The organism is Streptomyces cyaneochromogenes (assembly GCF_003963535.1).
In the GTDB taxonomy this organism is placed as follows: Bacteria; Actinomycetota; Actinomycetes; order Streptomycetales; family Streptomycetaceae; genus Streptomyces; species Streptomyces shaanxiensis.
This window is the reverse complement of record NZ_CP034539.1, coordinates 4648816-4672617: the sequence shown is the minus strand read 5'-3', so window position 1 is coordinate 4672617 and position 23802 is coordinate 4648816. Positions and strand designations below refer to the sequence as shown.

The 23802-nt window shown below is 70.5% G+C and carries 25 protein-coding genes; 15 read left to right on the top strand and 10 right to left on the bottom strand.

The annotated features are described in order from the left end of the window. Positions 1-148 precede the first annotated feature (148 nt). The 3 genes from EJ357_RS21055 (at position 149) to EJ357_RS21045 (ending at position 2081) form a co-directional block, all read left to right on the top strand. Complete coding sequence (locus tag EJ357_RS21055) at positions 149-769, top strand: helix-turn-helix domain-containing protein (protein ID WP_126393153.1); 621 nt, start codon at positions 149-151, stop codon at positions 767-769. 139 nt (positions 770-908) lie between these two features. Further along, positions 909-1604: a hypothetical protein gene (locus EJ357_RS21050; RefSeq protein WP_126393152.1), complete on the top strand. Its 696-nt coding sequence runs from the start codon at positions 909-911 to the stop codon at positions 1602-1604. 141 nt (positions 1605-1745) lie between these two features. Continuing rightward, positions 1746-2081: a DUF2516 family protein gene (locus tag EJ357_RS21045; protein WP_175647832.1), complete on the top strand. Its 336-nt coding sequence runs from the start codon at positions 1746-1748 to the stop codon at positions 2079-2081. 187 nt (positions 2082-2268) lie between these two features. Here EJ357_RS21045 and EJ357_RS21040 read toward each other — a convergent pair whose 3' ends face one another. The 3 genes from EJ357_RS21040 to EJ357_RS21030 all read right to left on the bottom strand — a co-directional run bounded on the left by EJ357_RS21040 (position 2269) and on the right by EJ357_RS21030 (position 5916). After that, positions 2269-3567, bottom strand: coding sequence for a PP2C family protein-serine/threonine phosphatase (locus EJ357_RS21040; RefSeq protein WP_175647461.1), 1299 nt, complete (start codon positions 3565-3567; stop codon positions 2269-2271). Positions 3568-3851: 284 nt separating this feature from the next. Then, the gene (locus EJ357_RS21035; protein ID WP_126393150.1) at positions 3852-4928 is read right to left on the bottom strand and encodes a C40 family peptidase; all 1077 of its coding nucleotides are present in this window, start codon (positions 4926-4928) and stop codon (positions 3852-3854) included. Between the two features lie 169 nt (positions 4929-5097). Then, entirely contained in the window at positions 5098-5916 is an 819-nt protein-coding gene (locus EJ357_RS21030; RefSeq protein WP_175647460.1) for a class I SAM-dependent methyltransferase, read from the bottom strand. A gap of 403 nt (positions 5917-6319) precedes the next feature. Here EJ357_RS21030 and mshA point away from each other — a divergent pair, with 403 nt between their 5' ends. Beyond that, positions 6320-7660 (top strand): D-inositol-3-phosphate glycosyltransferase, encoded by a 1341-nt coding sequence (mshA, locus tag EJ357_RS21025; protein WP_126399743.1) that lies wholly within the window; start codon positions 6320-6322, stop codon positions 7658-7660. A gap of 7 nt (positions 7661-7667) precedes the next feature. Next, on the top strand, positions 7668-8168 hold the full coding sequence (locus tag EJ357_RS21020) for a type III secretion system chaperone family protein (RefSeq protein ID WP_126393149.1): 501 nt from the start codon (positions 7668-7670) through the stop codon (positions 8166-8168). A gap of 21 nt (positions 8169-8189) precedes the next feature. Here the strand turns inward: EJ357_RS21020 and EJ357_RS21015 are convergent, their stop codons facing one another. After that, positions 8190-8996 (bottom strand): helix-turn-helix transcriptional regulator, encoded by an 807-nt coding sequence (locus EJ357_RS21015; protein ID WP_126393148.1) that lies wholly within the window; start codon positions 8994-8996, stop codon positions 8190-8192. Here EJ357_RS21015 and EJ357_RS21010 point away from each other — a divergent pair. Beyond that, positions 8995-9546, top strand: a complete 552-nt coding sequence (locus tag EJ357_RS21010; RefSeq protein ID WP_407698503.1) for a DUF2000 family protein — start codon at positions 8995-8997, stop codon at positions 9544-9546. The two genes, EJ357_RS21015 and EJ357_RS21010, sit on opposite strands and share 2 nt — an antisense overlap. Before the next feature lie 51 nt (positions 9547-9597). Here EJ357_RS21010 and EJ357_RS21005 read toward each other — a convergent pair whose 3' ends face one another. After that, the gene (locus tag EJ357_RS21005) at positions 9598-10857 is read right to left on the bottom strand and encodes an MDR family MFS transporter (protein ID WP_126393147.1); all 1260 of its coding nucleotides are present in this window, start codon (positions 10855-10857) and stop codon (positions 9598-9600) included. 248 nt (positions 10858-11105) lie between these two features. Between EJ357_RS21005 and EJ357_RS21000 the strand changes: the two genes are divergently transcribed. Together EJ357_RS21000 and EJ357_RS20995 are read left to right on the top strand one after the other, a co-directional pair. Next, positions 11106-11867, top strand: coding sequence for a phosphoglyceromutase (locus tag EJ357_RS21000; RefSeq protein WP_126393146.1), 762 nt, complete (start codon positions 11106-11108; stop codon positions 11865-11867). A 205-nt stretch (positions 11868-12072) separates the two neighbouring features. Next, complete coding sequence (locus tag EJ357_RS20995) at positions 12073-12543, top strand: DUF3592 domain-containing protein (protein ID WP_126393145.1); 471 nt, start codon at positions 12073-12075, stop codon at positions 12541-12543. Positions 12544-12662: 119 nt separating this feature from the next. Here EJ357_RS20995 and EJ357_RS20990 read toward each other — a convergent pair whose 3' ends face one another. The 4 genes from EJ357_RS20990 to phoU all read right to left on the bottom strand — a co-directional run bounded on the left by EJ357_RS20990 (position 12663) and on the right by phoU (position 15341). Then, the gene (locus EJ357_RS20990; RefSeq protein ID WP_126393144.1) at positions 12663-12989 is read right to left on the bottom strand and encodes a carboxymuconolactone decarboxylase family protein; all 327 of its coding nucleotides are present in this window, start codon (positions 12987-12989) and stop codon (positions 12663-12665) included. Between the two features lie 163 nt (positions 12990-13152). Further along, positions 13153-13428, bottom strand: a complete 276-nt coding sequence (locus EJ357_RS20985; protein ID WP_126393143.1) for a ribosomal protein L7/L12 — start codon at positions 13426-13428, stop codon at positions 13153-13155. Positions 13429-13796: 368 nt separating this feature from the next. After that, a complete protein-coding gene (locus EJ357_RS20980) occupies positions 13797-14048 on the bottom strand; it encodes an SCO4226 family nickel-binding protein (RefSeq protein ID WP_126393142.1) in 252 nt (83 codons plus the stop codon). A 591-nt stretch (positions 14049-14639) separates the two neighbouring features. Next, the gene (gene phoU, locus EJ357_RS20970) at positions 14640-15341 is read right to left on the bottom strand and encodes a phosphate signaling complex protein PhoU (RefSeq protein WP_126393140.1); all 702 of its coding nucleotides are present in this window, start codon (positions 15339-15341) and stop codon (positions 14640-14642) included. A 367-nt stretch (positions 15342-15708) separates the two neighbouring features. On the opposite strand from phoU, the gene EJ357_RS20965 reads away from it, so the two are divergent. Next, positions 15709-16986, top strand: a complete 1278-nt coding sequence (locus EJ357_RS20965) for a sensor histidine kinase (protein WP_126393139.1) — start codon at positions 15709-15711, stop codon at positions 16984-16986. After that, the gene (locus EJ357_RS20960) at positions 16983-17663 is read left to right on the top strand and encodes a response regulator transcription factor (RefSeq protein WP_015659563.1); all 681 of its coding nucleotides are present in this window, start codon (positions 16983-16985) and stop codon (positions 17661-17663) included. Before EJ357_RS20965 ends, EJ357_RS20960 begins: the two co-directional genes overlap by 4 nt. A 110-nt stretch (positions 17664-17773) precedes the next feature. On the opposite strand, the gene EJ357_RS20955 is transcribed toward EJ357_RS20960, so the two are convergent. Then, entirely contained in the window at positions 17774-18475 is a 702-nt protein-coding gene (locus tag EJ357_RS20955) for a copper chaperone PCu(A)C (protein WP_126393138.1), read from the bottom strand. Positions 18476-19121: 646 nt separating this feature from the next. Here EJ357_RS20955 and EJ357_RS20945 point away from each other — a divergent pair. The 5 genes from EJ357_RS20945 to rlmB all read left to right on the top strand — a co-directional run bounded on the left by EJ357_RS20945 (position 19122) and on the right by rlmB (position 23681). After that, positions 19122-19604, top strand: coding sequence for a CarD family transcriptional regulator (locus EJ357_RS20945; protein WP_003953493.1), 483 nt, complete (start codon positions 19122-19124; stop codon positions 19602-19604). Between the two features lie 276 nt (positions 19605-19880). Beyond that, the gene (gene ispD, locus EJ357_RS20935) at positions 19881-20633 is read left to right on the top strand and encodes a 2-C-methyl-D-erythritol 4-phosphate cytidylyltransferase (protein ID WP_126393136.1); all 753 of its coding nucleotides are present in this window, start codon (positions 19881-19883) and stop codon (positions 20631-20633) included. Then, positions 20623-21120, top strand: coding sequence for a 2-C-methyl-D-erythritol 2,4-cyclodiphosphate synthase (ispF, locus tag EJ357_RS20930; RefSeq protein WP_126393135.1), 498 nt, complete (start codon positions 20623-20625; stop codon positions 21118-21120). The genes ispD and ispF overlap by 11 nt, the downstream gene beginning before the upstream one ends. 122 nt (positions 21121-21242) lie before the next feature. Then, on the top strand, positions 21243-22640 hold the full coding sequence (cysS, locus tag EJ357_RS20925) for a cysteine--tRNA ligase (RefSeq protein ID WP_126393134.1): 1398 nt from the start codon (positions 21243-21245) through the stop codon (positions 22638-22640). 99 nt (positions 22641-22739) lie between these two features. Then, positions 22740-23681 (top strand): 23S rRNA (guanosine(2251)-2'-O)-methyltransferase RlmB, encoded by a 942-nt coding sequence (gene rlmB, locus EJ357_RS20920; RefSeq protein ID WP_126393133.1) that lies wholly within the window; start codon positions 22740-22742, stop codon positions 23679-23681. Positions 23682-23802: the final 121 nt, after the last annotated feature.

Below are 23802 nucleotides of genomic sequence, written 5' to 3'. Positions count from 1 at the left end.
ATGGCCCAGATCGACCGAGACTGCCCCACCTTCAGCGAGACAGGTCAACGGCTCACTCGCAGACGAAGTGCCGAGATCTGGCGTGGCGTGGCGCACTTTTGCAAGCGGCTGCTTGCAATAGTTAGCGGGGTTGGGGCAAGGTGGAGGCATGGCATCGCTCAACGTCGGCAATCTCGGCGAGTATCTGCGTGAGCAGCGGCGCAACGCGCAGCTGTCACTGCGGCAACTCGCCGACGCCGCCGGGGTGTCCAATCCGTACCTGAGCCAGATCGAGCGCGGGCTGCGCAAGCCGAGCGCGGAGGTGCTGCAGCAGGTCGCCAAGGCCCTGCGGATCTCCGCCGAGACGCTGTACGTGCGCGCCGGCATCCTCGACGCCGAGCGGGACCGGGACGAGGTGGAGACGCGCGCCGTCATCCTCGCCGATCCCACGCTGAACGAGCGGCAGAAGCAGGTGCTGCTCCAGATCTACGAATCCTTCCGCAAGGAGAACGGGTTCGGGATATCCCCGCAGACGGGGGAGGCCGCCGAGGTGGTCGAGCCGTCCGAGGCGGTCCGACTGGCCGATGTGGGTACCCGGCAGAGCGACAGCCAGCAGGACGCGGCGGACCCGGCGGACGCTCAGGGCGGCGACGCCGCCGTACGCCGCAGCCGTACGACCCGCAAGACGCGCACCACCCGTACGCCCCGCACCACCCGCACGACCCGTACGTCCGACGGCAGCGACGCCGACCCGGAGAACCCGAACAACCCGCAGCAGTCGGCCGGCTGACCGAGCACCGGTCGTACGCGCGCCACGACAGGCACGTGTAGGCACGCAAGGGCACGCGACGGCGAGCAGCCGTCCGTCTGGCCGGCCGTCCGCGGAACCCAAAACCCTCACCTCACAGCAACCCGGGAGGACCATCACCATGGCCATCGCCGACGACCTGCGTAAGACCCTCAGCGACCCGACCCCGCTCTACTTCGCCGCCGGCACCGCCGACCTGGCCTTCCAGCAGGCCAAGAAGGTGCCCGGCCTGGTGGAGCAGCTGCGCGCCGAGGCGCCGGCCCGGTTCGAGGCCGTTCGCAACACCGACCCGAAGGCCGTCCAGGACAAGGCCACCGCCCGCGCCAAGGAGGCCGGTGCCAAGGCCAAGGAGGCGCAGGAGACCATCCAGGCCAAGGTCAACGAGTTCATCGGAAGCCTGGACGCCGACATCAAGAAGTTCGGCAGCAACCTGGACGCGGACTTCAAGAAGTTCGGCAGCAGCATCGACGCCGACCTGAAGAAGCTCGGCGAGACCGCCCAGGACATCGCGCTGCGCGGCGTCGGCGTCGCCGCCGAGTACGCCGTGAAGGCCCGCGAGACCTACGAGAAGGTCGCCGAGCACGGCGAGCAGGCCGTGAAGACCTGGCGCGGCGAGGCGGCCGAGGAGATCGAGGAGCTCGCCGTGGCCGTCGAGCCGAACGCCGAGCCGGTCGAGGTCAAGGAGAACAAGGCCGAGGCCAAGCCCGCGGGGGCCGAGCCGGCCGCCGCGGAGGCCACCCCGGCCAAGAAGACCACCGCCAAGAAGACCACGGCACGCAAGACCACCGCCAAGAAGACCACTCCGCCCGCCAAGTAACACGGACGGGTGAAGAGGGGCTGTTCGACACGGGCCGGGCACTTACGGAGTGCTCGGCCCGTTGTTCGGGTAGCGGCCCTGGGGTTGCGGGTACGGTGACCGCGTAGGTTCGAGCCGATTCAGGTGGTGGACGTTGTGCTGATGCAGGGCTTCGCGGGGTTCATGTGGCTGCTGAGCATGGCCCTGATCCTTTTCAGCGGCTTCGCGCTGATCGACGCGGCCACGCGCCGAGAGGACGCCTATCGCGCGGCCGACAAGCAGAGCAAGCCGTTCTGGCTGATCATCCTCGGCCTCGCCTTCGTGGTGAACCTGATCTTCAACATCCTGTCGTTCCTGCCGATCATCGGCCTCATCGCGACGATCGTGTACATGGTCGACGTCCGCCCCGCGATCAAGAGCCTCCCGGGCGGCGGCCGCAGCAGAAAGGGCGGCTCCAGCAGCGACGGCCCCTACGGCCCGTGGAACGGCGGCCGCTAGCCGGCGAGTGGTAACGGCGGCTGCCGGTCAACCGGAATGGACGGGTGCCAGTCAGCGCCGCTCAGGGGGGCAACGCCCCTGAAGGGGCGCGGGGCCGTGTCGATATGCGGCTCCGCCGCGTGGGCGCGACCAGCCCAAGCGGATCCGCACCCGGCATTCGACAGAACCCGCCGCGGCGAGTCCCCGCTCAGATCCCCCGGTCCAGCAACAGCACGGCCACATCGTCCGCCAGCTCGCCCCCATTGAGGTCCCGAACCTCATTGACGGCGGCCCGCAGCAACGCCTCCCCCTGCAGCCCTTCGGACAGCTGTCGCCGCACCATCTCCACCATGCCGTCCTGACCGAGCCGCTCCCGGCCCTCGCCGATCCGACCCTCGATCAAGCCGTCGGTGTAGAGCATCAGACTCCACTCCGCCCCCAGCTTCACCTCCATCCGCGGCCACCGCGCACCGGGCAGCAGACCGAGCGCGGGCCCGTTGTTGTCGTACGGCAACAACTGGGCCGGCCGCCCGGGCCGGGCGAGCAGCGGCGACGGATGCCCCGCGAGACACAGCCCCGCCCGCCGTCCGTCCGGCGCGATATCCACCGTGCACAGCGTCGCGAAGATCTCCTCGTCGGCCCGCTCGTGCTCCAGGACCTGCTGGAGCGTCCCGAGCAGGGCGTCCCCGCACAGGCCGGCCAGCGTCAGCGCCCGCCAGGCGATCCGCAGCTCCACGCCGAGCGCGGCCTCGTCGGGCCCATGCCCGCAGACGTCGCCGATCATGGCGTGCACGGTGCCGTCGGAGGTGCGGACGACGTCGTAGAAGTCCCCACCGAGCAGGGCACGCGAACGCCCCGGACGGTAGCGCGCGGCGAACCGCAGCGACGACCCCTCCAGTAGCGGCGTCGGCAGCAGACCGCGCTCCAGGCGGCGGTTCTCCTGCGCCCGCATCCGGCCCTCGGCAAGCCGCCGCTCGGCCGTGTCGGAACGTTTCCTCTCCACGGCGTACCGGATCGCGCGGCTCAGCAGCCGCCCGTCCAGTTCGTCCCGGAAGAGGTAGTCCTGGGCGCCGACGCGCACGGCCTCCGCGGCGCGCTCGGCGTCGCCGGAGGCGGTGAGCGCGAGGACGGCATGCCGGGGCGCGAGCTCCAGGACGTGCTTGAGTACGCCCAGCTCGTCGTCGGCGGCCCGGCCGGGCGCCGGCAGCGCGAGGTCCAGCAGGATGCAGTGGACGTCATCGGTGAGCAGCCGCTCGGCCTCGGTGAGGTTGCGGGCGGTGCGCACACGGATCGGCTTGCCGGCGGAGTCGAGCAGCTCGGGCACGAGTGCGGAGCCGCCGGGATCGTCCTCGATCAGCAGCAGCGTCAGGTTGGTGTGGGTGGTGTTCTCGACCGTCTCTTCCTTACGCGGGGCCTCTTCCTTGGAGGTGCCGCTTGGGGGCGCGGCCGGCGCCTGACCACTCTCCACGGCCGGGATGGCTCTCTGCCGCGGTATGGGTAGGGGCATCGTTCTGAGTTCCTTCCCTCCCCCCGAGGGCTGGTGGGAACGAGGGACCTCGATCCACCGACGGGGACCATAGCGGTAGTCGGCGCCGCAGCGGAATGGTGTGAGCCACCCTGCGCCGACACCGGCCACTGTCATATGCCGCGTTCCCTACCGCAGTTGGACAGGCCGACGGGACGGCGAGGATGACGAACGTCACGTCCGCACCGGGTTTGGGGAGGGATGTGACGTGGGGTGGGTCACGTGGCGAGGGTCACGACCCGGCCGCCACAAGACCCCCTGAATCCTCACGCATCGGGCCGAACCACCCCGAGGATCGGCATCGAGCCGGCCCCCGCGACCGTCACCGTCCGCCCCGGGCGCGGGGCGTGGATGATGGCGCCGTCGCCGACGTACAGGGCGACATGGCTGGCGTCGTCGTTGTAGATGATGAGGTCGCCGGGCCGCATGTCCTCGATGTCGATGCGCTTCAGCTGCTTCCACTGCTCCTGCGAGGTTCGCGGAATGCCGCTCCCCGCGCTCGCCCACGCCTGCGACGTCAGGCCGGAACAGTCGTACGTCTTCGGCCCCTCGGCGCCCCATTCATACGGTTTGCCCAGCTGGGCCGTGGCGTACTCGACGGCCTTGCGGCCTTGCTCCGAGGCCTTGGTGTCGAGGTCCTTCAGGATGCCGGAGTCCAGCCAGGCGGTCTGCGCCCGGTAGGCGGCCTCCCGCTCCAGCTCGGCGAGGCGCTCCTTCTCCGCCTTCTCCAGCCGGGACTCGAGCTGTTCGGCCGCCTTGATCTGCTTCTCGACCTTCTTCTGGGCGGCGGCCTTGGCCTTGCGGCCCGCCTCCAGCTTGTGCCACTGGGCTGAGGCGTCCTTGGCGTAGAGCTCCAAGTCCTCCTGGAGGCGGGTCATTTCGGTCAGCATCCCCTTGGTGGCGCGCTGGCCCTGCAGCACCCGGCCCGTGCTGTCGAGGAAGTCCTGCGGGTCGTCACTGAGCATCAGCTTCGCCTCGTCGGGCAGCCCGCCCGAGCGGTACTGCGCGGCTGCCGCGTCACCCGCACGTTTCTTCAACTGGGCGAGCTTCTCCTGGCCTTTGACGATCCTCTTGGCCAGCGCGACGATCTCGGCGGACTGCTTCTCGGCCGCCTCCTCGGCGGCGTTGTACTCGTCGGTGGCGACGGCCGCGGCGTGATAGAGGTTCTCGAGCTTCTGGCGGACCTCCTCAAGGTCCTTGCTCGTCACGGCGGTCGAGGACGAGGAACTGGGCGACGGGGTGGGTGTGGGTGCCGCGAATGCCGTGCCTGGTGCCGCCAGTACGGTGACCGCACAGACGACGATCACGGCCGATGCGACCAGGCCGCGCTTGCCCGAGCCCATACCTGTTGCCCCCAAACTGATGTCCCGTCAGTAACTTACGAGCGTCCGGGGGATCGTGCCACGACAGCGCGCAAAGTGACAGAGGTCTGCTTCCCCCCATTCCCTCCCCGTCATGACGGTCTCCCCGCTTTTGTGACGAACGACTCGTGGAGATCGTTCCCCGCAGGGCTCACCCGCGCGGGGCCAACGCCTCCCACCGCACCGTCACTTCACCCTGCCGCCACCGCCCCGGCCCGTCCGTCACCGGCCAGTCGGCCGCGAGGTCCCGCACCGCCCGGATCCAGCGCTGACGTGCGCCGTACGACGCGTAGGGCGCGGCGGCGGCCCAGGCGCGGTCGAAGTCACGCAGGAACGCATGCACGGCCTCCCCCGGAACATTGCGGTGAATCAGAGCCTTCGGCAGCCGCTCGGCGAGATCCGACGGCCGCTCCAGCGAGCCGAGCCGCGTCGCGAAGGTCACCGTCCGCGGCCCCTCGGGCCCGAGCGCGACCCACACATGCCGGCGCCCGATCTCGTCGCAGGTCCCCTCGACGAGCAGCCCGCCCCGCGCCCCCGAGACCGGATCGGCCGGCGCGAGCCGCGCACACAGCCGCTCCCAGACCCCGGCGACCTCGCCCTCCTCGTACTGCCGCAGCACATTCGCCGCACGCACCAGCACCGGCCGCTGCGGAAGGGGAATCTCGAACCCCCCGTGCCGAAAGACGAGCCCCTCGCGCTCATAGGCCTTGGCGGCGGCGACTCGAGCCGGTTCGATCTCCACACCGACCACACGCGCGCGGGGCGCCACACCACGCAGCCGCCCGAGCAACTCCACCGCGGTCCACGGAGCAGCCCCGTACCCAAGATCGACCGCGACAGGATCAGCGGCCCGCCGGAGCTCGCCCCCATGCACTTGGGCGATCCAGCGATCCATACGGCGCAGCCGATTGGGGTTGGTGGTCCCGCGCGTAACGGTGCCCACGGGCCGGGCAGAGGCACGGGATGTCATGCATACGAGGGTAAGTGGCCCGCACCAGGCGGAACGCGACCCGCACCGGCGCAACGGCGAGCAGGGGACGTGCCGGGGGGTGTCCGCCCGCAGTGTCGGGCGTCAAGGAGGAGCCCCTCCAGGCCACGGCCAACCGCCCGACCGAGGACGGACACCCCCCCGGCGCGGCCCCGACCCCCAACGAACGAGTAGATGCGCAACGCGCACCCCCACCGACCCCGCACGGGCCGCCGCAGGCATCCCTGACAACGCACCCAAGCCCCGAACAGTTGAGCGACCCGCGGTAATGCCTCGGCAAAAACCACCCCACCCGGAATGGGAATGCCTCCCTCCGCTGTTGCACCCCCTTGGAGGGCGCCCGCACCCTCCGTCCGGCATGCCCGCAGCCAAGGAGGAACGCCACGTGAGCCACTACGTCAGCAGGCTCGGGCGTCGCTCCCCGGCGACCCACCCCCGGCTCCGCCTCCCGCACCGCCGCCCCCGCCGCGTCGCCATGCTCTCCGTGCACACCTCCCCGCTCCACCAGCCCGGCACCGGCGACGCCGGCGGCATGAACGTCTACATCGTGGAGCTCGCGCAGCGCCTCGCCGCGATCAACATCGAGGTGGAGATCTTCACGCGCACGACGGCCACGGGCCTGCCCCCGACCGTCGAACTCGCCCCCGGAGTCCTCGTCCGCCACATCGACGCGGGCCCCTACGAGGGCCTCAACAAGGAGGACCTCCCCGCCCAGCTGTGCGCCTTCACGCACGGCGTGATGCAGGCGTGGGCAGGCCACCGCCCCGGCTACTACGACCTGGTCCACTCCCACTACTGGCTCTCCGGCCACGTCGGCTGGCTGGCGGCCCAGCGCTGGGGCGCCCCCCTGGTGCACGCCATGCACACCATGGCCAAGGTCAAGAACGCCAACCTGGCCGACGGCGACACCCCCGAGCCCGCCGCCCGCGTCATCGGCGAGACCCAGATCGTCGCGGCCGCCGACCGCCTCATCGCCAACACCGACGAAGAGGCGGACGAACTCGTACGGCACTACGCGGCCGCCCCCGACAAGGTCGCCGTAGTGCACCCCGGCGTGAACCTCACCCGCTTCTCGCCCGCCGACGGCCGTGCCGCCGCCCGCGCCCGCCTCGACCTCCCGCAGGACGCCCTGATCCCCCTGTTCGCGGGCCGCATCCAGCCCCTGAAGGCCCCCGACGTCCTCCTGCGCGCGGTGGCCGTCCTCCTGGACGAGCGCCCCGAGCTTCGCTCCCGCATCCTCGTCCCGATCGTGGGCGGCCCCAGCGGCAGCGGCCTCGCCAAGCCCGAGGGCCTGCAGAAGCTGGCCGCCCGCCTGGGCATCGCGGATGTCGTGCGGTTCCGCCCGCCGGTCGGCCAGGAGCAGCTCGCGGACTGGTTCCGGGCGGCGTCGCTGCTGGTCATGCCGTCGTACAGCGAGTCGTTCGGGCTGGTGGCGATCGAGGCGCAGGCGGCAGGTACACCCGTCCTCGCGGCAGCGGTGGGCGGCCTCCCGGTGGCCGTACGGGACGGCCGTACCGGCTTCCTGGTACAGGGCCACAACCCGGCCGACTACGCGCGCGTGCTCCGCGCCTTCGCCGACGACCCGCACCTGTCCCCGCGGATGGGCGAGGCCGCGGCCCGGCACGCCCAGTCGTTCGGCTGGGACGCGGCGGCGGCCGCCACGGCGGAGGTCTACGTCGCCGCGACCCAGGCCCACAGGCGTCACGTACGCTCCCACCATGGGTGACGGACGTATGACTGACACACACAGGACGGCGGAGGTCGTCGAGGGAGCCCTGAAGGACGCCGAGCTGGAGTGGGAGAGCCCCGCCCCCGGCACCTACGTCGTCAAGCTCCCCGGCACCCGCAAACTGTCGACGACCGTCTCCCTGATCGTCGGCCGCCACTCCCTGTCGCTGAACGCCTTCGTCATCCGCCACCCGGACGAGAACGAACCGGGCGTCCACCGCTGGCTGCTGGAGCGCAACCTCAAGCTGTACGGCGTGAGTTACGCCGTCGACCGGCTCGGTGACATCTACGTCGCCGCCAAGCTCGCGCTCGCCGCCGTCACCGCCGACGAGATCGACCGCCTCCTCGGCCAGGTTCTGGAAGCGGCCGACGGCGCCTTCAACACCCTCCTGGAGCTGGGCTTCGCGTCCGCGATCCGCAAGGAGTACGAGTGGCGCGTCGCGCGCGGCGAGTCGACGCGGAACCTGGACGCGTTCACCCATCTGACCCAGCGCCCCGCCGACTGAACCCACGGGCCGGTACGGCGCTCAGCGCGCGCTGTTCCGGTAACGCCCCGGCGGCACCCCCACCAGCTTCCGGAAGTGGCGGGTGAGATGGGACTGGTCGTAGAAGCCGGTCGCGGCGGCCACCTCGGCGGGCGAGCGGCCCTCCAGGAGCAGCCGGCGGGCGCGGTCGACGCGGCGGGACATCAGGTACTGGTGCGGGGCGATGCCGTACGCGGTGCTGAACGACCGTACGAGATGGGCGGGATGGGCCTCGACGAGTGCCGCGGCCTCGTCGAGGGCGATGCCCTGGACCACTCGCTCGTCGAGGAGTTCACGCAGCCGCCCGGCGAGCGCGGGATCGCGGCGCGGGACGTCCGTCACGCTCCTGGGCCGCAGGTGGGCGCGGAGCCGGTCGCCGATGAGGGTCAGCCGGCTGTCCGCCTCCAGTTCGTCGCCGGGGTGCGCGAGGGCGGCGTGCAGTTGGCCGACGCGCAGTCGCAGCACCGGGTCGCGGAGGTCGGGGGAGTCCACGGCAGGACCGATGAGATCGTCACCCAGCCGGGTGCCGTCCAGGTACAGGACGCGCTTGCGGAAGCCGTGCGGGGTGGCGGGGGAGCCGTTGTGCGGGACGTGCGGCGGGAGGAGGGACACCGTGTCGTGCGGGGTGCCGTGCTCGTGCCGGTCGAGGTCGTAGCGCACGGCTCCGTCGTCGACGATGAGCAGCGTCCAGGCCTCGTGGACGTGCATCGGGTACGCGTACTCGGTGAAGTGGGCGTGGAAGACCTCGGTGACGCCCGGGACGGAGGGGCGCCACGCGGAGACTTCCTGGCGGTTCCGGGCGGCGGCCATGCAAAGAACGTACAAGACGCAGGCGTACGGCGGCCGCCAGTCTCGCCGTATGAACGACATGAGCGACGCGACTGCCGCGACCACCACGACTGCCGCGACCCCTACGAACGCCACCATCACCACCACCGCCGCGCAACCGGTCCGCTTCGACACCAAGATCGCCGTCCTGCTGCGCGAGGACCTGGAGACCTGGCAGCGTCTGAACGTCACCGCGTTCCTGGTCAGCGGCCTGGGAACGCCGCTTCCCGAGGTGATCGGCGAGCCGTACGAGGACGCGGACGGGGTGGGCTACCTGCCGATGTTCCGCCAGCCGGTCCTGGTCTTCGAGGGCACGAAGGAGACCCTGACGACGGCCCACGCGCGCGTGCTGTCCCGAGCCCTCCCGCGCGCGGTCTTCACCTCCGACCTCTTCACCACCGGCAACGACCGCGACAACCGGGCGGCCGTGCGAGCGGTGTCGACGAGGGAGCTGGATCTGGTGGGGCTGGCGGTGTACGGACCGCGGAACGCGGTGGACAAGGTGATGAAGGGGGCGCGGATGCACCCCTGAGTCGGTTGAGTCACGGGTGCATCCGTTGAGTCCGTGCGGCCGGTGGTCCCGTCAGGCCGTGCTGACCTCGGGCTTCGCCTCGGCGGGCGCCTCGGCCGCGATCGGGGTCTCGGCGGGCAGCCGCCGCATGAGGACGCCGTAACCGACCGCCGCCACCGTCCCGACGACCGCGCACAGCCCCCACAGCCACTCCGCACCGAACCGGTCGATGACGAACCCGGACACGAGGGGCGCGACCAGCGCCGCCACCGACCAGGACAGGGTGTACATGCCCTGGTAGCGGCCGCGTCCCTGAGTGGGGGAGAGGCGGACCACGAGCCCGGTCTGGGTGGGCGCGCTCAGCATCTCGCCGAGCGTCCACACGCACACGGTCAGCGCGAAGACGCCGACCGACCCGGCGAACGCGGTGAGCCCGAAGCCGTACCCGGCGAGCAGGGACGACACGATGAGGATCCGCCCGGCGTCGCGCCGCTCGATGAACCGCGTGACCGGGATCTGCAGGGCGACGATCAGGACGCCGTTGACGGCGATGGCGAGACCGTAGTCGGCGGGCGAGAACCCCGCGCCGCCCATGGCGACTGGCAGCCCGACCGAGCCCTGCTGGAAGATGAAGGCGACGAGGAAGGACAGCCCGACGACGCTCATGAAGCGCCCGTCGCGCAGGACGTGGCCGAGCCGGACCTCCTCGCCGGCCGCCTCCTCCGCCTTGGTCCGCCGGGGCCGCGACTCCGGCAGCTTGACGAACACCACGACCGCGCAGACGGCCGTCATCCCCGCCTCGATCAGGAACCCGGCGAGATAGCTGACCTCGGCGATGAAGCCGGCGGCCATGGAGGAGACGGCGAACCCGAGGTTGATGGCCCAGTAGTTGAGCGAGAAGGCCCGCACCCGGTCCTCGGGCCGCACGATGTCGGCCATCATCGCCTGCACGGCGGGCCGGGAGGCGTTGGAGGCGGCGCCTACGACGAAGGCGACGCCGGCGATGGCGACGGGGTGGTGCACGAATCCGAGCGCGGCCACGGACACGGCGGTGGAGGCCTGGGCGATGAGCAGCGTGGGCCGCCGGCCGATCCGGTCGGTCATGACGCCGGCCCCGATCGACGAGATGACGCCGCCGAGGCCGTGCAGCGAGGCGACGAGACCGGCGTAGGAGGCGGAATAGCCGCGGTCGATCGTGAGGTACAGCGCCATGAAAGTGGCCACGAAGGCACCGAGCCGGTTCACCAGTGTGCTGGTCCACAGCCACCAGAACTCGCGGGGGAGCCCGGAGACGGTCTCACGGGTGGCACGTCTCAGACCGGCGATGGACACAGCGGATCCCCCACGGAACGACTACGACTACGGCTAGGGCTACGGCGACGACTACGGATACGGCGGCGGCTACGGCTTCGGTCACGACCACGGCGTCGACCACGACCGCGGATGTAAGAACCTCAACCGGCATCCGCAACTTACAATCACGCTCGCCAGGGAGGCCACCGGATTAACAGATCCCGTCAACCGTCCGCCCTTCGGGCGCGGGGCGCACCCGGCCAAAGCCTTCGATTACGCTCGGACGCATGGCCGACGCACCGTACAAGCTGATCCTCCTCCGCCACGGCGAGAGCGAATGGAACGCGAAGAACCTGTTCACCGGCTGGGTGGACGTCAACCTCAACGAGAAGGGCGAGAAGGAGGCGGTCCGCGGTGGCGAACTCCTGAAGGACGCCGATCTCCTCCCCGACGTGGTCCACACGTCCCTTCAGAAGCGCGCGATCCGCACGGCGCAGCTGGCCCTCGAGGCCGCCGACCGCCACTGGATCCCGGTCCACCGCAGCTGGCGCCTGAACGAGCGCCACTACGGAGCCCTCCAGGGCAAGGACAAGGCGCAGACCCTCGCCGAGTTCGGCGAGGAGCAGTTCATGCTGTGGCGCCGCTCGTACGACACCCCGCCGCCTGAGCTCGAGGACGGCACGGAGTTCTCCCAGTCCGCCGACCCCCGCTACGCGACGATCCCCCCGGAGCTGCGCCCGCGCACGGAGTGCCTGAAGGACGTCGTCGTCCGCATGCTCCCGTACTGGTACGACGGCATCGTCCCCGACCTCCTGTCGGGCCGCACGGTCCTGGTAGCCGCCCACGGCAACTCGCTCCGCGCCCTGGTCAAGCACCTCGACGGCATCTCCGACGCCGACATCGCCGGGCTGAACATCCCCACGGGCATTCCGCTCTACTACGAGCTCGACGCCGACTTCAAGCCGGTGACGCCGGGGGGTAAGTACCTGGACCCGGAGGCGGCTGCGGCTGCTATTGAGGCGGTCAAGAACCAGGGGAAGAAGAAGTAGGTTTCGTGATCATGCCCCTGAGCTGCGCATACGGCGCAGTTCAGGGGCGTTTTCATGGCCTGGGCCCACTGAGAGCCCCTCGGCGCCCCGGATCTTGCGGCCGTGAACGAAGAAGGCGCGCGCCTGTGCCCGCCCCGGCCGGAGCACGGCGGGCGAGGTGGCTGGGATAGCGTCCCTCCCACGCCGGATCAGTGAGGGGGACGTCGTGCAGGTTCAGGTGCGTGGGCAGGGTGCCCGCCGGTGGATCACGTTCGGGGCGATCGCGTTCGGAGCGCTTTTCCTGGTCGTCGGGCTCGTCCTCGCGGGGGTGTCGGTCGCGTTCCTGGCGGATGCGGAGCGTGCCCAGGGCACGGTGGTGTCCCTGGAGTGGCGGAGCGAGAACAACAGCGCATCGCGCAAGAAGCGGACGGACGACAGGCCCGTGGCGTACCCGGTGGTGGAGTACACGTCCGCCCAGGGCACGCCCAGGACGTTCCGGAGCTCCACGGGTTCCAATCCGCCGTCGTACGAGGTGGGTGAGCGGGTCGAGGTGCTGTACCGCGCCGATTCCCCCGACGACGCGCGGATCAACGGGTTCGCTTCGCTGTGGCTGCTGCCGCTGATCTTCGGCGGGATCGGTCTGGTGATCGCGGGGATCGGGACGGCCGTTGCCTTGGCGGGGCGGCGGCGTTCGTAGGGTCCGAATGTCGAGCCTCCTATCTGCGTCGCCGCAGGTAGGAGGCTCCGTGCTGCTGCCCCGGGATTGCCGCCGGGCCGTCAGCCCTCGCCCGGCGGCGTTCTACGCCCGGCGGGCGCCTACGCCCGACCCTGCATCTCGGCGTCCGCCACCGCGATCGTGATGCCCAGGGCCTTGGCGATGTTGCCGGCCGCCGTCATCACGCGGGCGGTGCCCACGACGGGGGCGATGGCGACGAGGACGTCCTGGACCTGCTCGGCGGTCATGCCGGCCTGGATGGCGGGGTCGATATGGGCGACGTAGGAGATCGGCGGGGCGTCCGACGCGGCGAGGGCCGCGATGCGGGTGAGCATGAAGGTCTCGGGGCGCAGCCCGCACCGCTCGACCGAGTCCACCGTCATCGCGGCGATGGTGTCCAGTACCGGGGTTTCAGAAGCTGTGGCCATGGGAGGTCGTCTCCTGTCGGTGTCGAGAAGGGATTCGACCGGCGCCGACAAGCGAGAACCCCCACTCACCGCAGCGCCGCCTACCGCTCGACGGTAAGTCCGTCTCCCGCGGATCGCCTGTTGAAGGGAACGCCGAGGAGCGTCGGCCGGGTGATCGGGCGCCTCAGGACTCCAGGACTCCCGTCTCCGGCCGGTCCCTCACCTCTGCCTGCGCTCCCACTTCGCGCAGGGCCGTGGCTGCTGCCTCCGCGTCCTCCTGCGGGACGCCGACGAGAATCACGGCAGGCAGCTGCGTTGCCAGGTCCTTGCTCCGCCAGAGGCTCAGCCCCGTCAGCCGACGCACGACCCGGGCGACGTCCAGCACACGGATTCCGGGGTCGGTCAGCACCACGTCATGAGGCACGTCGTCGCACACCAACAAGAAGTACTCGTCCGCCATCGCAGCCCCGCCCTCCCTCCGGGCGGAGCCTAATTGCTGCCCAGCCCTGCGAGTGCGCTGTCCTACCCGGCTCGCAAACTGACCCCTGCTCATAGGGACTTCGGGCGCCGATGCCGACGCCGACCGAGGTGCCGACGTATACGCCGACACCGCCGCCGCCAGCCGGCATACAGGGCTCCGACCTCGCTGACCACCACCGCGACGCGGCACCCGATCTCGTCGCCTCAGCGATCGCCTGCAAGGCGGCGGATCAGAGGCATCCCCTGCCTGCGACGTACCCAGGCAGGGGATCAAAGGCGGCGGCAGCGCCACTCTCCGCAGCGCCACTCTCCGCACCGCCATTCTCATCAGCGCCGCGCCACCGCGCCTCACACCATCAGCGGCACCGAATGGATCTCGTCCGGCACCCCGCCGCCCCCACGTTCGTGCACACGCTTGACCGCAGCGGCCGAGGGACCCTCGCTGAGGCAGTAGACCGTGCCGGACCCGGGGTCCGCCCAGGCGTGTTCGAAGTGGACTCCCTCTTCCTGCTCGATCGCGACCGTGGCGTCGTGGGCCTGCTGCAGCTGCTCGGCTGTGATGCCCTGCATTCCGTGGTGTACGTCCATGAACCGAGGCATGCCCCGCACCTCCTTCCACTTCCCGGAGCGCGTTCGCCTGCTCTCCTTCCATACTGCGCCCGCCCGACACGGCAGGCGAGGCGCACCCGGAGCACCCAAGGCCGCGCACAGCGAAGGCCCCGGCGCCTCCACAGCGCCGGGGCCCTTCACCGTCGTACGAGATCTACGCACCCTCACCCGCACTGGCAAGGATTTCCCGACTGGCACCCGCACCCACAGCCGGAGCCGCAGCCGCAGGCGCCGAAGAGCGGGAGGCTCCTGATGTCGGCGGGCTGGTCCGTCGGGCGTGACTGCGCGGGGTCGGGTGTCGTGCCGGGCGTGCTGGGGGATTCGGCCATGGTCCCTCCTCGGGGCTGGTGCCTGTGCCCATTCCATGCCCGCCCCGCTGGGCGCATCAACGGCGCACAGAGGCTTGCACCCGCCCCGAACAGGCCCCCGTCAGACCCCGCAAGCCCGCGCACGAGCCCACCGGACCGGCACATCACAAGCCCCGTGCCCCTCGCGCGGACCCGACCGGACGCCCCGGCCCGGGCACCCCGGTCCCGGACACCCCCGACCCGGGCACCCCGGGCCCGGACACCCCCGCAGGGCTTACGCCCCCTCCGCCCCCGAAACCGACTGGATCTCCGGCTGAATGTCGGCCTGGAGCTCATCGGCGTGCTCACCCGTCACCAGGTAGACCACGCGCTTCGCCACCGCCACCGCGTGGTCGGCGTACCGCTCGTAGTAACGGCCGAGCAGCGTCACGTCCACGGCCGTCTCGATGCCGTGCTGCCAGCGCTCGTCCATCAGGTGCTGGAAGAGCGTGCGGTGCAGGAGGTCCATCGCGTCGTCGTCCTGCTCCAGCTGGAGCGCGAGGTCGACGTCCTTGGTCACGAGCACCTCGGCCGCCTTCGCCATCAGGCGCTGCGCGAGCTGGCCCATCTCCAGGATGGTCGCGTGCAGGTCCTGCGGGATGGCGCGCTCGGGGTAGCGCAGGCGCGTGAGCTTGGCCACGTGCTGGGCCAGGTCGCCCGACCGCTCCAGGTCAGCGGACATCCGCAGCGAGGTCACGACGATACGGAGGTCCGTCGCCACCGGCTGCTGGCGGGCGAGCAGCGCTATGGCCCGCGCCTCCAGGTCGTGCTGGAGATCGTCGACCTTCTGGTCGGCCTCGATCACGCTCTCGGCCAGCTTCAGGTCGGAGTCGAGGATGGCGGTCGTCGCGCGCCCGATCGCCGACCCGACCATCCGGGCCATCTCCACCAGGCTGTCGCCGATCGAGTCCAGTTCCTCGTGGTACGCGTCCCGCATCAGGGGTCCCTCTCTTATGTCTGCCTCGGGGGTTCCGGGGGCCGGGAGACTGCCGTCGACCGCCGGCCTTATCCGCTTCGTTGTCCTCAAACCAGTCAAACCGTCGAGCGGACAGTCTGACGGTCATGACCTCCGACAGTAAGACTGTCCCGAAAACGCCAGTCGGACTGTCGTGAAACCGCCAGTGTGATCTCCACGCTAAACCGCCAGGGCGAAGCCGACGCTCCCACGATCCGGCGCCTACGCGTCCGTTTCCGCCACCCCAAATGAACCACCACTGGCTCCAAGGTGAACTCTGGGCGACGAGTGTTCGAGCTCGCACTCCGACGGCTGTGGCCACCGGCTGCGCCATGCCTAACCTGGGTGCATGGACGTGAACGCGGCGGTCGCCGCAGCGGCAGCGATCGCCGGGGTGCTTACCGGCGTCATCGCCATGCTGGCGTTCCGCTGGAGCGAACGCGACCTGAAGCGACCCACCCGAACCTCTCTGCACACCGACCCGGTCCTGCCGCCCGGCGTGGACACGGTCCTGTCGGTGCTGCGCTCCTCGGCCGTCGTCCTCGACGAGGGAGACGCCGTCGTCAAGGCCAGCTCGGCGGCGTACGCCCTCGGTCTGGTGCGCGGTGGCAAGCTCTCCGTCGAGCCCATGCTCCAGATGGCCCGGGACACCAGACGTGACGGCGAGATACGGCAGGTCGAACTGGACCTGCCCCGGCGCGGCACCGGACGCGGCGAGGCCCTCGCCGTGTCGGCACGGGTCGCGCCCCTCGGCTCCCGCCTGGTCCTCCTCCTCGTCGAGGACCTCACCGAGGCCCGGCGCATAGAGGCGGTGCGGCGCGACTTCGTCGCCAACGTCAGCCATGAGCTGAAGACGCCGGTCGGTGCGCTCTCCCTGCTGTCGGAGGCCGTCATGGACGCCTCCGACGACCCCGAGGCCGTGGAGCGCTTCGCCGGGCGCATGCAGATCGAGGCCACCCGGCTCACCAACCTGGTGCAGGAGCTCATCGACCTCTCCCGGGTGCAGAACGACGACCCGCTGGAGGACGCCGAGCCCGTCCGCGTCGACGAACTCGTCGCCGAGGCCATGGACCGCTGCCGGCACGCCGCCGGCACGAAGCAGATCACCATGGCCGCCGGGGGCACCGAGGACCTCATCATGTGGGGCAACCGCGGCCAGCTCGCCGCCGCGCTCGGCAACCTCGTCGAGAACGCCGTCAACTACTCGCCCGCCCGAACCCGCGTCGGCATCGCCGCCCGCCGGATCAACGCGCCGGGCGGGGACCTCATCGAGATCGCCGTCACCGACCAGGGCATCGGCATCTCGGACAAGGACAAGGAGCGCATCTTCGAGCGCTTCTACCGCGTCGACCCGGCCCGTTCCCGTGCCACCGGTGGCACCGGCCTCGGTCTCGCGATCGTCAAGCACGTGGCCGCCTCGCACAGCGGGGAGGTCACGGTGTGGAGCTCCGAGGGACAGGGCTCCACCTTCACCCTCCGGCTGCCGGAGGCCGGTGCGGCCCGTGACCGCGCACACCAGCACCCCGATCTCGACGACGAGGACGGGCAACCCGCACCACCCGATTCCCCCACTTCCCCCGACTCACCCGCGTACGAAACGCTTTCCGCCCCGGAGGTCCTTCCGTGACCCGAGTGCTTGTCGTCGAGGACGAGGAGTCCTTCTCCGACGCCCTGTCGTACATGCTCCGCAAGGAGGGCTTCGAGGTCGCCGTCGCGACCACCGGGCCCGACGGACTCGACGAGTTCGAGCGCAACGGCGCCGACCTCGTCCTCCTCGACCTGATGCTGCCCGGCCTGCCGGGCACCGAGGTCTGCCGCCAGCTGCGCGGCCGCTCCAACGTCCCCGTCATCATGGTGACCGCCAAGGACAGCGAGATCGACAAGGTGGTCGGCCTGGAAATAGGAGCCGATGACTACGTCACCAAGCCGTTCTCCTCGCGCGAGCTGGTCGCCCGTATCCGGGCCGTCCTGCGCCGCCGCGGCGAGCCCGAGGAGGTCACCCCGGCCGCGCTGGAGGCCGGTCCCGTCCGTATGGACGTGGACCGTCACGTGGTCACGGTCTCCGGCTCCAAGGTCGACCTCCCCCTCAAGGAGTTCGACCTCCTGGAGATGCTCCTGCGCAACGCCGGCCGCGTCCTGACCCGCATGCAGCTCATCGACCGTGTGTGGGGCGCCGACTACGTCGGTGACACCAAGACCCTCGACGTCCACGTCAAGCGCCTGCGCGCCAAGATCGAGCCGGACCCGGGCGCGCCGCGCTACCTGGTGACGGTGCGGGGGCTCGGCTACAAGTTCGAGCCGTAAAGAGCCCGGCCGCACGGCGGCTACATCGAAGGGCGGGACCCCCGTTTCCGGGGGTCCCGCCCTTCTTCTACGACTGTGCAGGAGTCGTACGACTACTCAGTGCCGACCGCTCAGTGACCGGCCGCCGTGTGCGAGGCGCTGTCGGACGCGGTCGCCGCGCCCCCGGCGTCCGTGCCGGCTTCGGCACCGGCACCGGCCGCGGCGCCGTCCGTCGACGTCGCGCTCGCGGTGGACTCCTCGGTCGGGGTGACCCCGGTCGGCGAGCCGGTCGGGGTGGGCGTCTTGCCCGGCGCCGCCGGGACCTCGGTCGGGCCCCAGTCCTTGAAGTAGTGCTCGGCCGGGACGACGAAGGCGCGCAGGCTCACGTCACCGGTCTTGCTGAAGGTGAAGGTGATCTTCTGCGCGTTGCCGTCCTGGATGGCCTCGCGGCTGCTGGGCAGCGTGGCGGAGGCGTTGTCCTTGCCGCCGAGGATCAGCGAGCCGCCGGCCGGGATGGTCAGGCTGCCGCCCTTGGCGGGCTTGAGCGCGGCGGTCTTGTCGGTGTCGTCCACCTTGATCGCGTCCAGCGTCTGGGCGGTCCGGCCGGAGTTGAACAGGGTCGCGGAGATCACGGCCGGGCCGGTCGACTCCAGGTCGGGCTGGGTGATGACGATGGCGTTCTGGATCTTGATGTCGCCGACCGTGGTGGCCGCGTTGTCCGGCTTGATCTCCAGGGTCTGGCTGTTGTTGCCGGCCGCGCACGCGGAGAGCGAGGCGATCGAGAGGGCGATGGCGGCGGCGGCGAGGGCGCCGCGTCGAAGGCTGCTGCTCACGGCGGCGGCAACTCCTTGACTCGAACGGGGCGGGCGAATAAAGCCGCCCTAAGTGTCTGTCAGCGGCCTTAGGTTACCGAGCCGTTCCCGCGCGACCGCACCCGACCCTCCCCTGAGCGGCCGCAGTACCTCTTCGGACGTCTTCGGCCCCTCTTCGAACCCTCTTCGGGCCCCTTCATGATCAGTCCCGTCACCCACGAGTGACCCGCGAGTCAGATTGCCCCGCGCGCCTCGTCCGCCATTCACATAAGCCCCTCGCAAGGCGCCTCGCAAAATTTCCGTGAAGGAATGCACGACCTTCCGGAATTGATCACCGAGAGCGCTGCCGACCTGGGTCGTGATCAATTCCGGAATCGTCCGGTACCCGACTCCGGACGTCGAACGGAGTAGCGTAAGTCGCACACTTGGAACCGGACATATGTGGATGTTCGGCCACTCGGAGGTGCCTCCGGACGTGTGTAACGTGAGCGTTTCACCTCGTCCGCAGAGCCGCTCCGACCTGCGAATACCTGCTTCCGATCGGCCCGCGAAGCACGTTCCTGTCGGAGTTGTCAAGCCCCGAGATATGCCCTGACCTGCGAAAACGCCATTCAGAACCCGCAGTTTCCGTGTTACCCTGGATAGCCACGGAAGGGGTACCTGTCACATGACGTTCAAGGTTGGCGACACCGTGGTCTATCCCCATCACGGGGCCGCGCTGATCGAGGCCATCGAAACTCGCCAGATCAAAGGCGTGGACAAGACCTACTTGGTGCTGAAGGTCGCCCAGGGTGACCTGACGGTACGTGTGCCAGCGGACAATGCGGAGTTCGTCGGCGTGCGTGATGTGGTCGGTCAGGACGGGCTGGACCGGGTCTTCGAGGTGCTGCGCGCGCCGTACGCCGAGGAGCCCACGAACTGGTCGCGTCGATACAAGGCAAATCTGGAGAAGCTCGCCTCCGGCGATGTCATCAAGGTCGCGGAAGTCGTGCGTGACCTGTGGCGTCGTGAGCGTGAGCGTGGACTCTCCGCCGGTGAGAAGCGCATGCTCGCCAAGGCCCGCCAGATCCTGGTGAGCGAGCTGGCTCTCGCGGAGAACACCAACGAGGACAAGGCCGAGGCCCTGCTCGACGAGGTTCTCGCGTCCTGACGCGGTCCGTCCGCCTCAGTTCAGCACTGTGCTGAATCATTAAAAGAAGTGCCGCGGTGCCCGATGACGTATTTCCTGTCGCCGGGCGCTGCGGCATGTTCGTACTCGGCACGCCTACGCGGGTTCACCCCTCGGGGGAAGATCCCCCGATACTTGGCGTGCCGGGCCCGGGCAGCAGGCTCGACCGGCGTCACGGAAGGGTCCGGTCAAGGCGTCGCGCCCGGCACGCTGAGGCCATACCCACGTAGGCCGAGCACACAAACCTGACAGGAACCGATGTCTGACGATTCGCGTCCTTTGCCCGCGGAAGTCCGCACAGCCGTCGTGATCCCGGCCGCCGGCCGGGGCGTACGTCTCGGCCCGGGCGCCCCCAAGGCGCTCCGCGCGCTGAACGGCACGCCCATGCTCATCCACGCCGTGCGCGCGATGGCCGCCTCCCGCGCCGTCTCCCTCGTGGTCGTCGTGGCCCCGCCCGACGGCGCCCCCGAGGTCAAGAGCCTCCTCGACGCGCACGCGCTGCCCGAGCGCACCGACTTCCTGGTGGTCCCCGGCGGGGAGTCCCGCCAGGAGTCCGTCAAGCTCGGCCTGGACGCGTTGCCGCGGGACTACGACATCGTCCTGGTGCACGACGCGGCGCGCCCGCTGGTCCCGGTGGACACGGTCGACGCGGTGATCGAGGCGGTACGGGACGGTGCTCCGGCCGTCGTGCCCGCGTTGCCGCTCGCGGACACGGTCAAGGAGGTCGAGCCGGCCGCGGCCACGGGAGAGCCCGAACCGGTGGTGGCCACCCCGGAGCGCGCCCGCCTGCGTGCCGTACAGACCCCGCAGGGCTTCGACCGCGCCACGCTGATCCGTGCGCACGAGACGGTGACCGACGACGTCACCGACGACGCGAGCATGGTCGAGCAGCTCGGGCTGACGGTCGTGGTCGTCCCCGGCCACGAGGAGGCCTTCAAGGTCACCCGCCCGCTGGACCTGGTCCTGGCCGAGGCGGTCCTGGCGCGCCGGAGGCTGAACGATGGCTTCTGAACAGCTTCCGGCCCTGCCCCAGGTCGGCATCGGCACCGACATCCACGCCTTCGAAGAGGGCCGCGAGCTGTGGTGCGCGGGCCTGAAGTGGGAGGGCGAAGGCCCGGGGCTCGCCGGCCACTCCGACGCGGACGTCGTCGCACACGCCGCGTGCAACGCCCTGTTCTCCGCGGCCGGCCTCGGTGATCTGGGCCGGCACTTCGGCACGGGGCGCCCCGAGTGGTCGGGCGCCTCCGGCGTCGTACTCCTCACCGAGGCGGCCCGCATCGTGCGCGAGGCGGGCTTCCGGATCGGCAACATCGCGGTCCAGGTCGTCGGCCCGCGCCCCAAGATCGGCAAGCGGCGCGACGAGGCCCAGAAGATCCTCTCGGAGGCGGCCGGAGCCCCGGTTTCCGTATCCGGCGCCACGACCGACGGCCTCGGCTTCCCGGGCCGCGGCGAGGGACTGATGGCGGTCGCGACAGCGCTGGTCGTGCGGGCCGGCTGACGAGGGCCGGGGAAACCCGGCCACCCACCATGCCCACGGCCGACGACGGCCAAACCACACGCAGACGACGGCAAACCGCCCTTGCGCGCCGGGCACTGCCCTCCGCCCACTACCCTGGTGTCGTGACGATTCGCCTGTACGACACCAGCGCCCGGCAGATCCGTGACTTCACCCCGCTCCAGCCGGGCTGTGTCTCGATCTACCTCTGTGGCGCCACCGTGCAGGCCGCGCCGCACATCGGGCACATCCGCTCGGGGCTCAACTTCGACATCATGCGCCGCTGGTTCGCCTACCGCGGCTATGACGTGACGTTCATCCGGAACGTCACGGACATCGACGACAAGATCATCGCCAAGTCCGTCGACCAGAACCGCCCCTGGTGGTCCATCGGCTACGAGAACGAGCGCGCCTTCACCGACGGCTACACCGCCCTCGGCTGCCTCCCACCGACGTACGAGCCCCGCGCCACCGGCCATGTCACCGAGATGGTCGAGATGATGCGCGGCCTCATCGAGCGCGGACACGCCTACGAGGCGGACGGCAGCATCTACTTCGACGTCCGGTCCTGGCCCTCCTACCTGGAGCTGTCCCGGCAGGACCTCGACGAGATGCGCCAGCCCGCCGAGGAGGGCATCACCGGCAAGCGGGACCCGCGCGACTTCGCGATGTGGAAGGCCGCCAAGCCCGGCGAGCCCGACTGGGAGACGCCGTGGGGCCGGGGCCGTCCGGGCTGGCACCTGGAGTGCTCGGCGATGGCGCACCGGTACCTGGGCTCCGCCTTCGACATCCACGGCGGCGGACTGGACCTGATCTTCCCGCACCACGAGAACGAGATCGCCCAGGCCAAGGCGTACGGCGACGAGTTCGCCCAGTACTGGGTGCACAACGCCTGGGTCACCATGAGCGGCGAGAAGATGTCGAAGTCGCTCGGCAACAGCGTGCTCGTGTCCGAGATGGTCAAGCAGTGGCGTCCGATCGTCCTGCGCTACTACCTCGGCACCCCGCACTATCGCTCGATGATCGAGTACAGCGAGGAGGCCCTGCGCGAGGCCGAGTCGGCATTCGCGCGCATCGAGGGCTTCGTGCAGCGCGTGGTGGAGAAGGCGGGCGTCGTCGAGCCGTCCGCCGAGGTGCCGCTCGCCTTCGCCGAGGCGATGGACGACGACCTGGGCGTCCCGCAGGCGCTGGCCGTCGTGCACACCACGGTCCGCCAGGGCAACAGCGCACTGGCCGCGGACGACAAGGAAGCCGCCGTGGCCCGCCTCGCCGAGGTGCGCGCCATGCTCGGCGTCCTCGGCCTCGACCCGCTCGATGCGCACTGGGCCGGCGAGACCGACCGCGGCGAGGACCTGCACGGCGTCGTCGACACCCTGGTCCGCATGGTCCTCGACCAGCGCGAGGCGGCCCGCTCCCGCAAGGACTGGGCCACCGCGGACGCCATCCGCGACCAGCTCAACCAGTCGGGCCTGGCCATCGAGGACAGCCCGCAGGGCCCGCGCTGGACCCTCGGCCCGCGCTGACGGGGCCGGTGCTCGGAAAGATCGATTGTGCCGCCCGGCCCTCCGGGCGGCACACTGCATAGACGTACATACGAACGCTTCACGACAGACAGGTAGGTCATGGCCGCGAACAACCGCCGCATGTCCGGCAAGAAGGGCGCGCAGGTCGGCAGTGGCGGCCAGCGGCGCAAGGGCCTCGAGGGCAAGGGCCCGACCCCGCCCGCCGAGATGCGCAAGGGACACAAGAAGAACCGCATCGCGGGCGCCAAGGCGAAGCAGACGGTACGCCGCCCCGCGCCCCGCGGCCGCGGCGGCAAGGGCACGTCCGAGCTGGTGGTCGGCCGTAACCCGGTGGTCGAGGCCCTGCGCGAGGGCGTCCCGGCTTCGACGCTCTACGTCCAGCAGTTCATCGACAACGACGAGCGCGTCCGCGAGGCACTCCAGCTCGCCGCCGAGCGCGGCGGCATCAACCTCATGGAGGCCCCGCGCCCCGAGCTGGACCGCATGACGAACGGCCTCAACCACCAGGGCCTCGTCCTCCAGGTCCCGCCGTACGAGTACGCCCACCCCGAGGACCTGGCCAGCGCCGCCTACGACGACGGTGAGGACCCGCTCATCGTCGCCCTCGACGGCGTGACCGACCCGCGCAACCTGGGCGCGGTCGTCCGCTCGGTCTCCGCGTTCGGCGGCCACGGCGTCGTCGTCCCCGAGCGCCGAGCCGCCGGCATGACGGCCGGCGCCTGGAAGACCTCGGCCGGCACGGCGGCCCGCACCCCCGTCGCCCGCGCCACCAACCTGACCCGCGCCCTGGAGGCGTACAAGAAGGCGGGCATCGTGGTCGTCGGCCTCGCCGCCGACGGCGAGGCCGAGCTCGGCGACCTGGAGGCCCTCGACGGCCCGGTGGTCATCGTGGTCGGCAGCGAGGGCAAGGGCCTGTCGCGGCTGGTCGGCGAGACGTGCGACTTCCGCGTCCGCATCCCGATGCCGGGCGGGGCGGAGTCGCTCAACGCCGGTGTGGCGGCGGGCATCGTCCTCTACGAGGCGGCTCGCCGACGCGTCTGAACAGATATCCGTTGCGTCACCCGTGCGGGTTAATTCTGGTGAGAGTGGTGCGACCTGCGCATCCTTGACGGGGTCCGGACAGATCGGACCGGTCAAAGCAGTGTCCTAACCACATGTCACT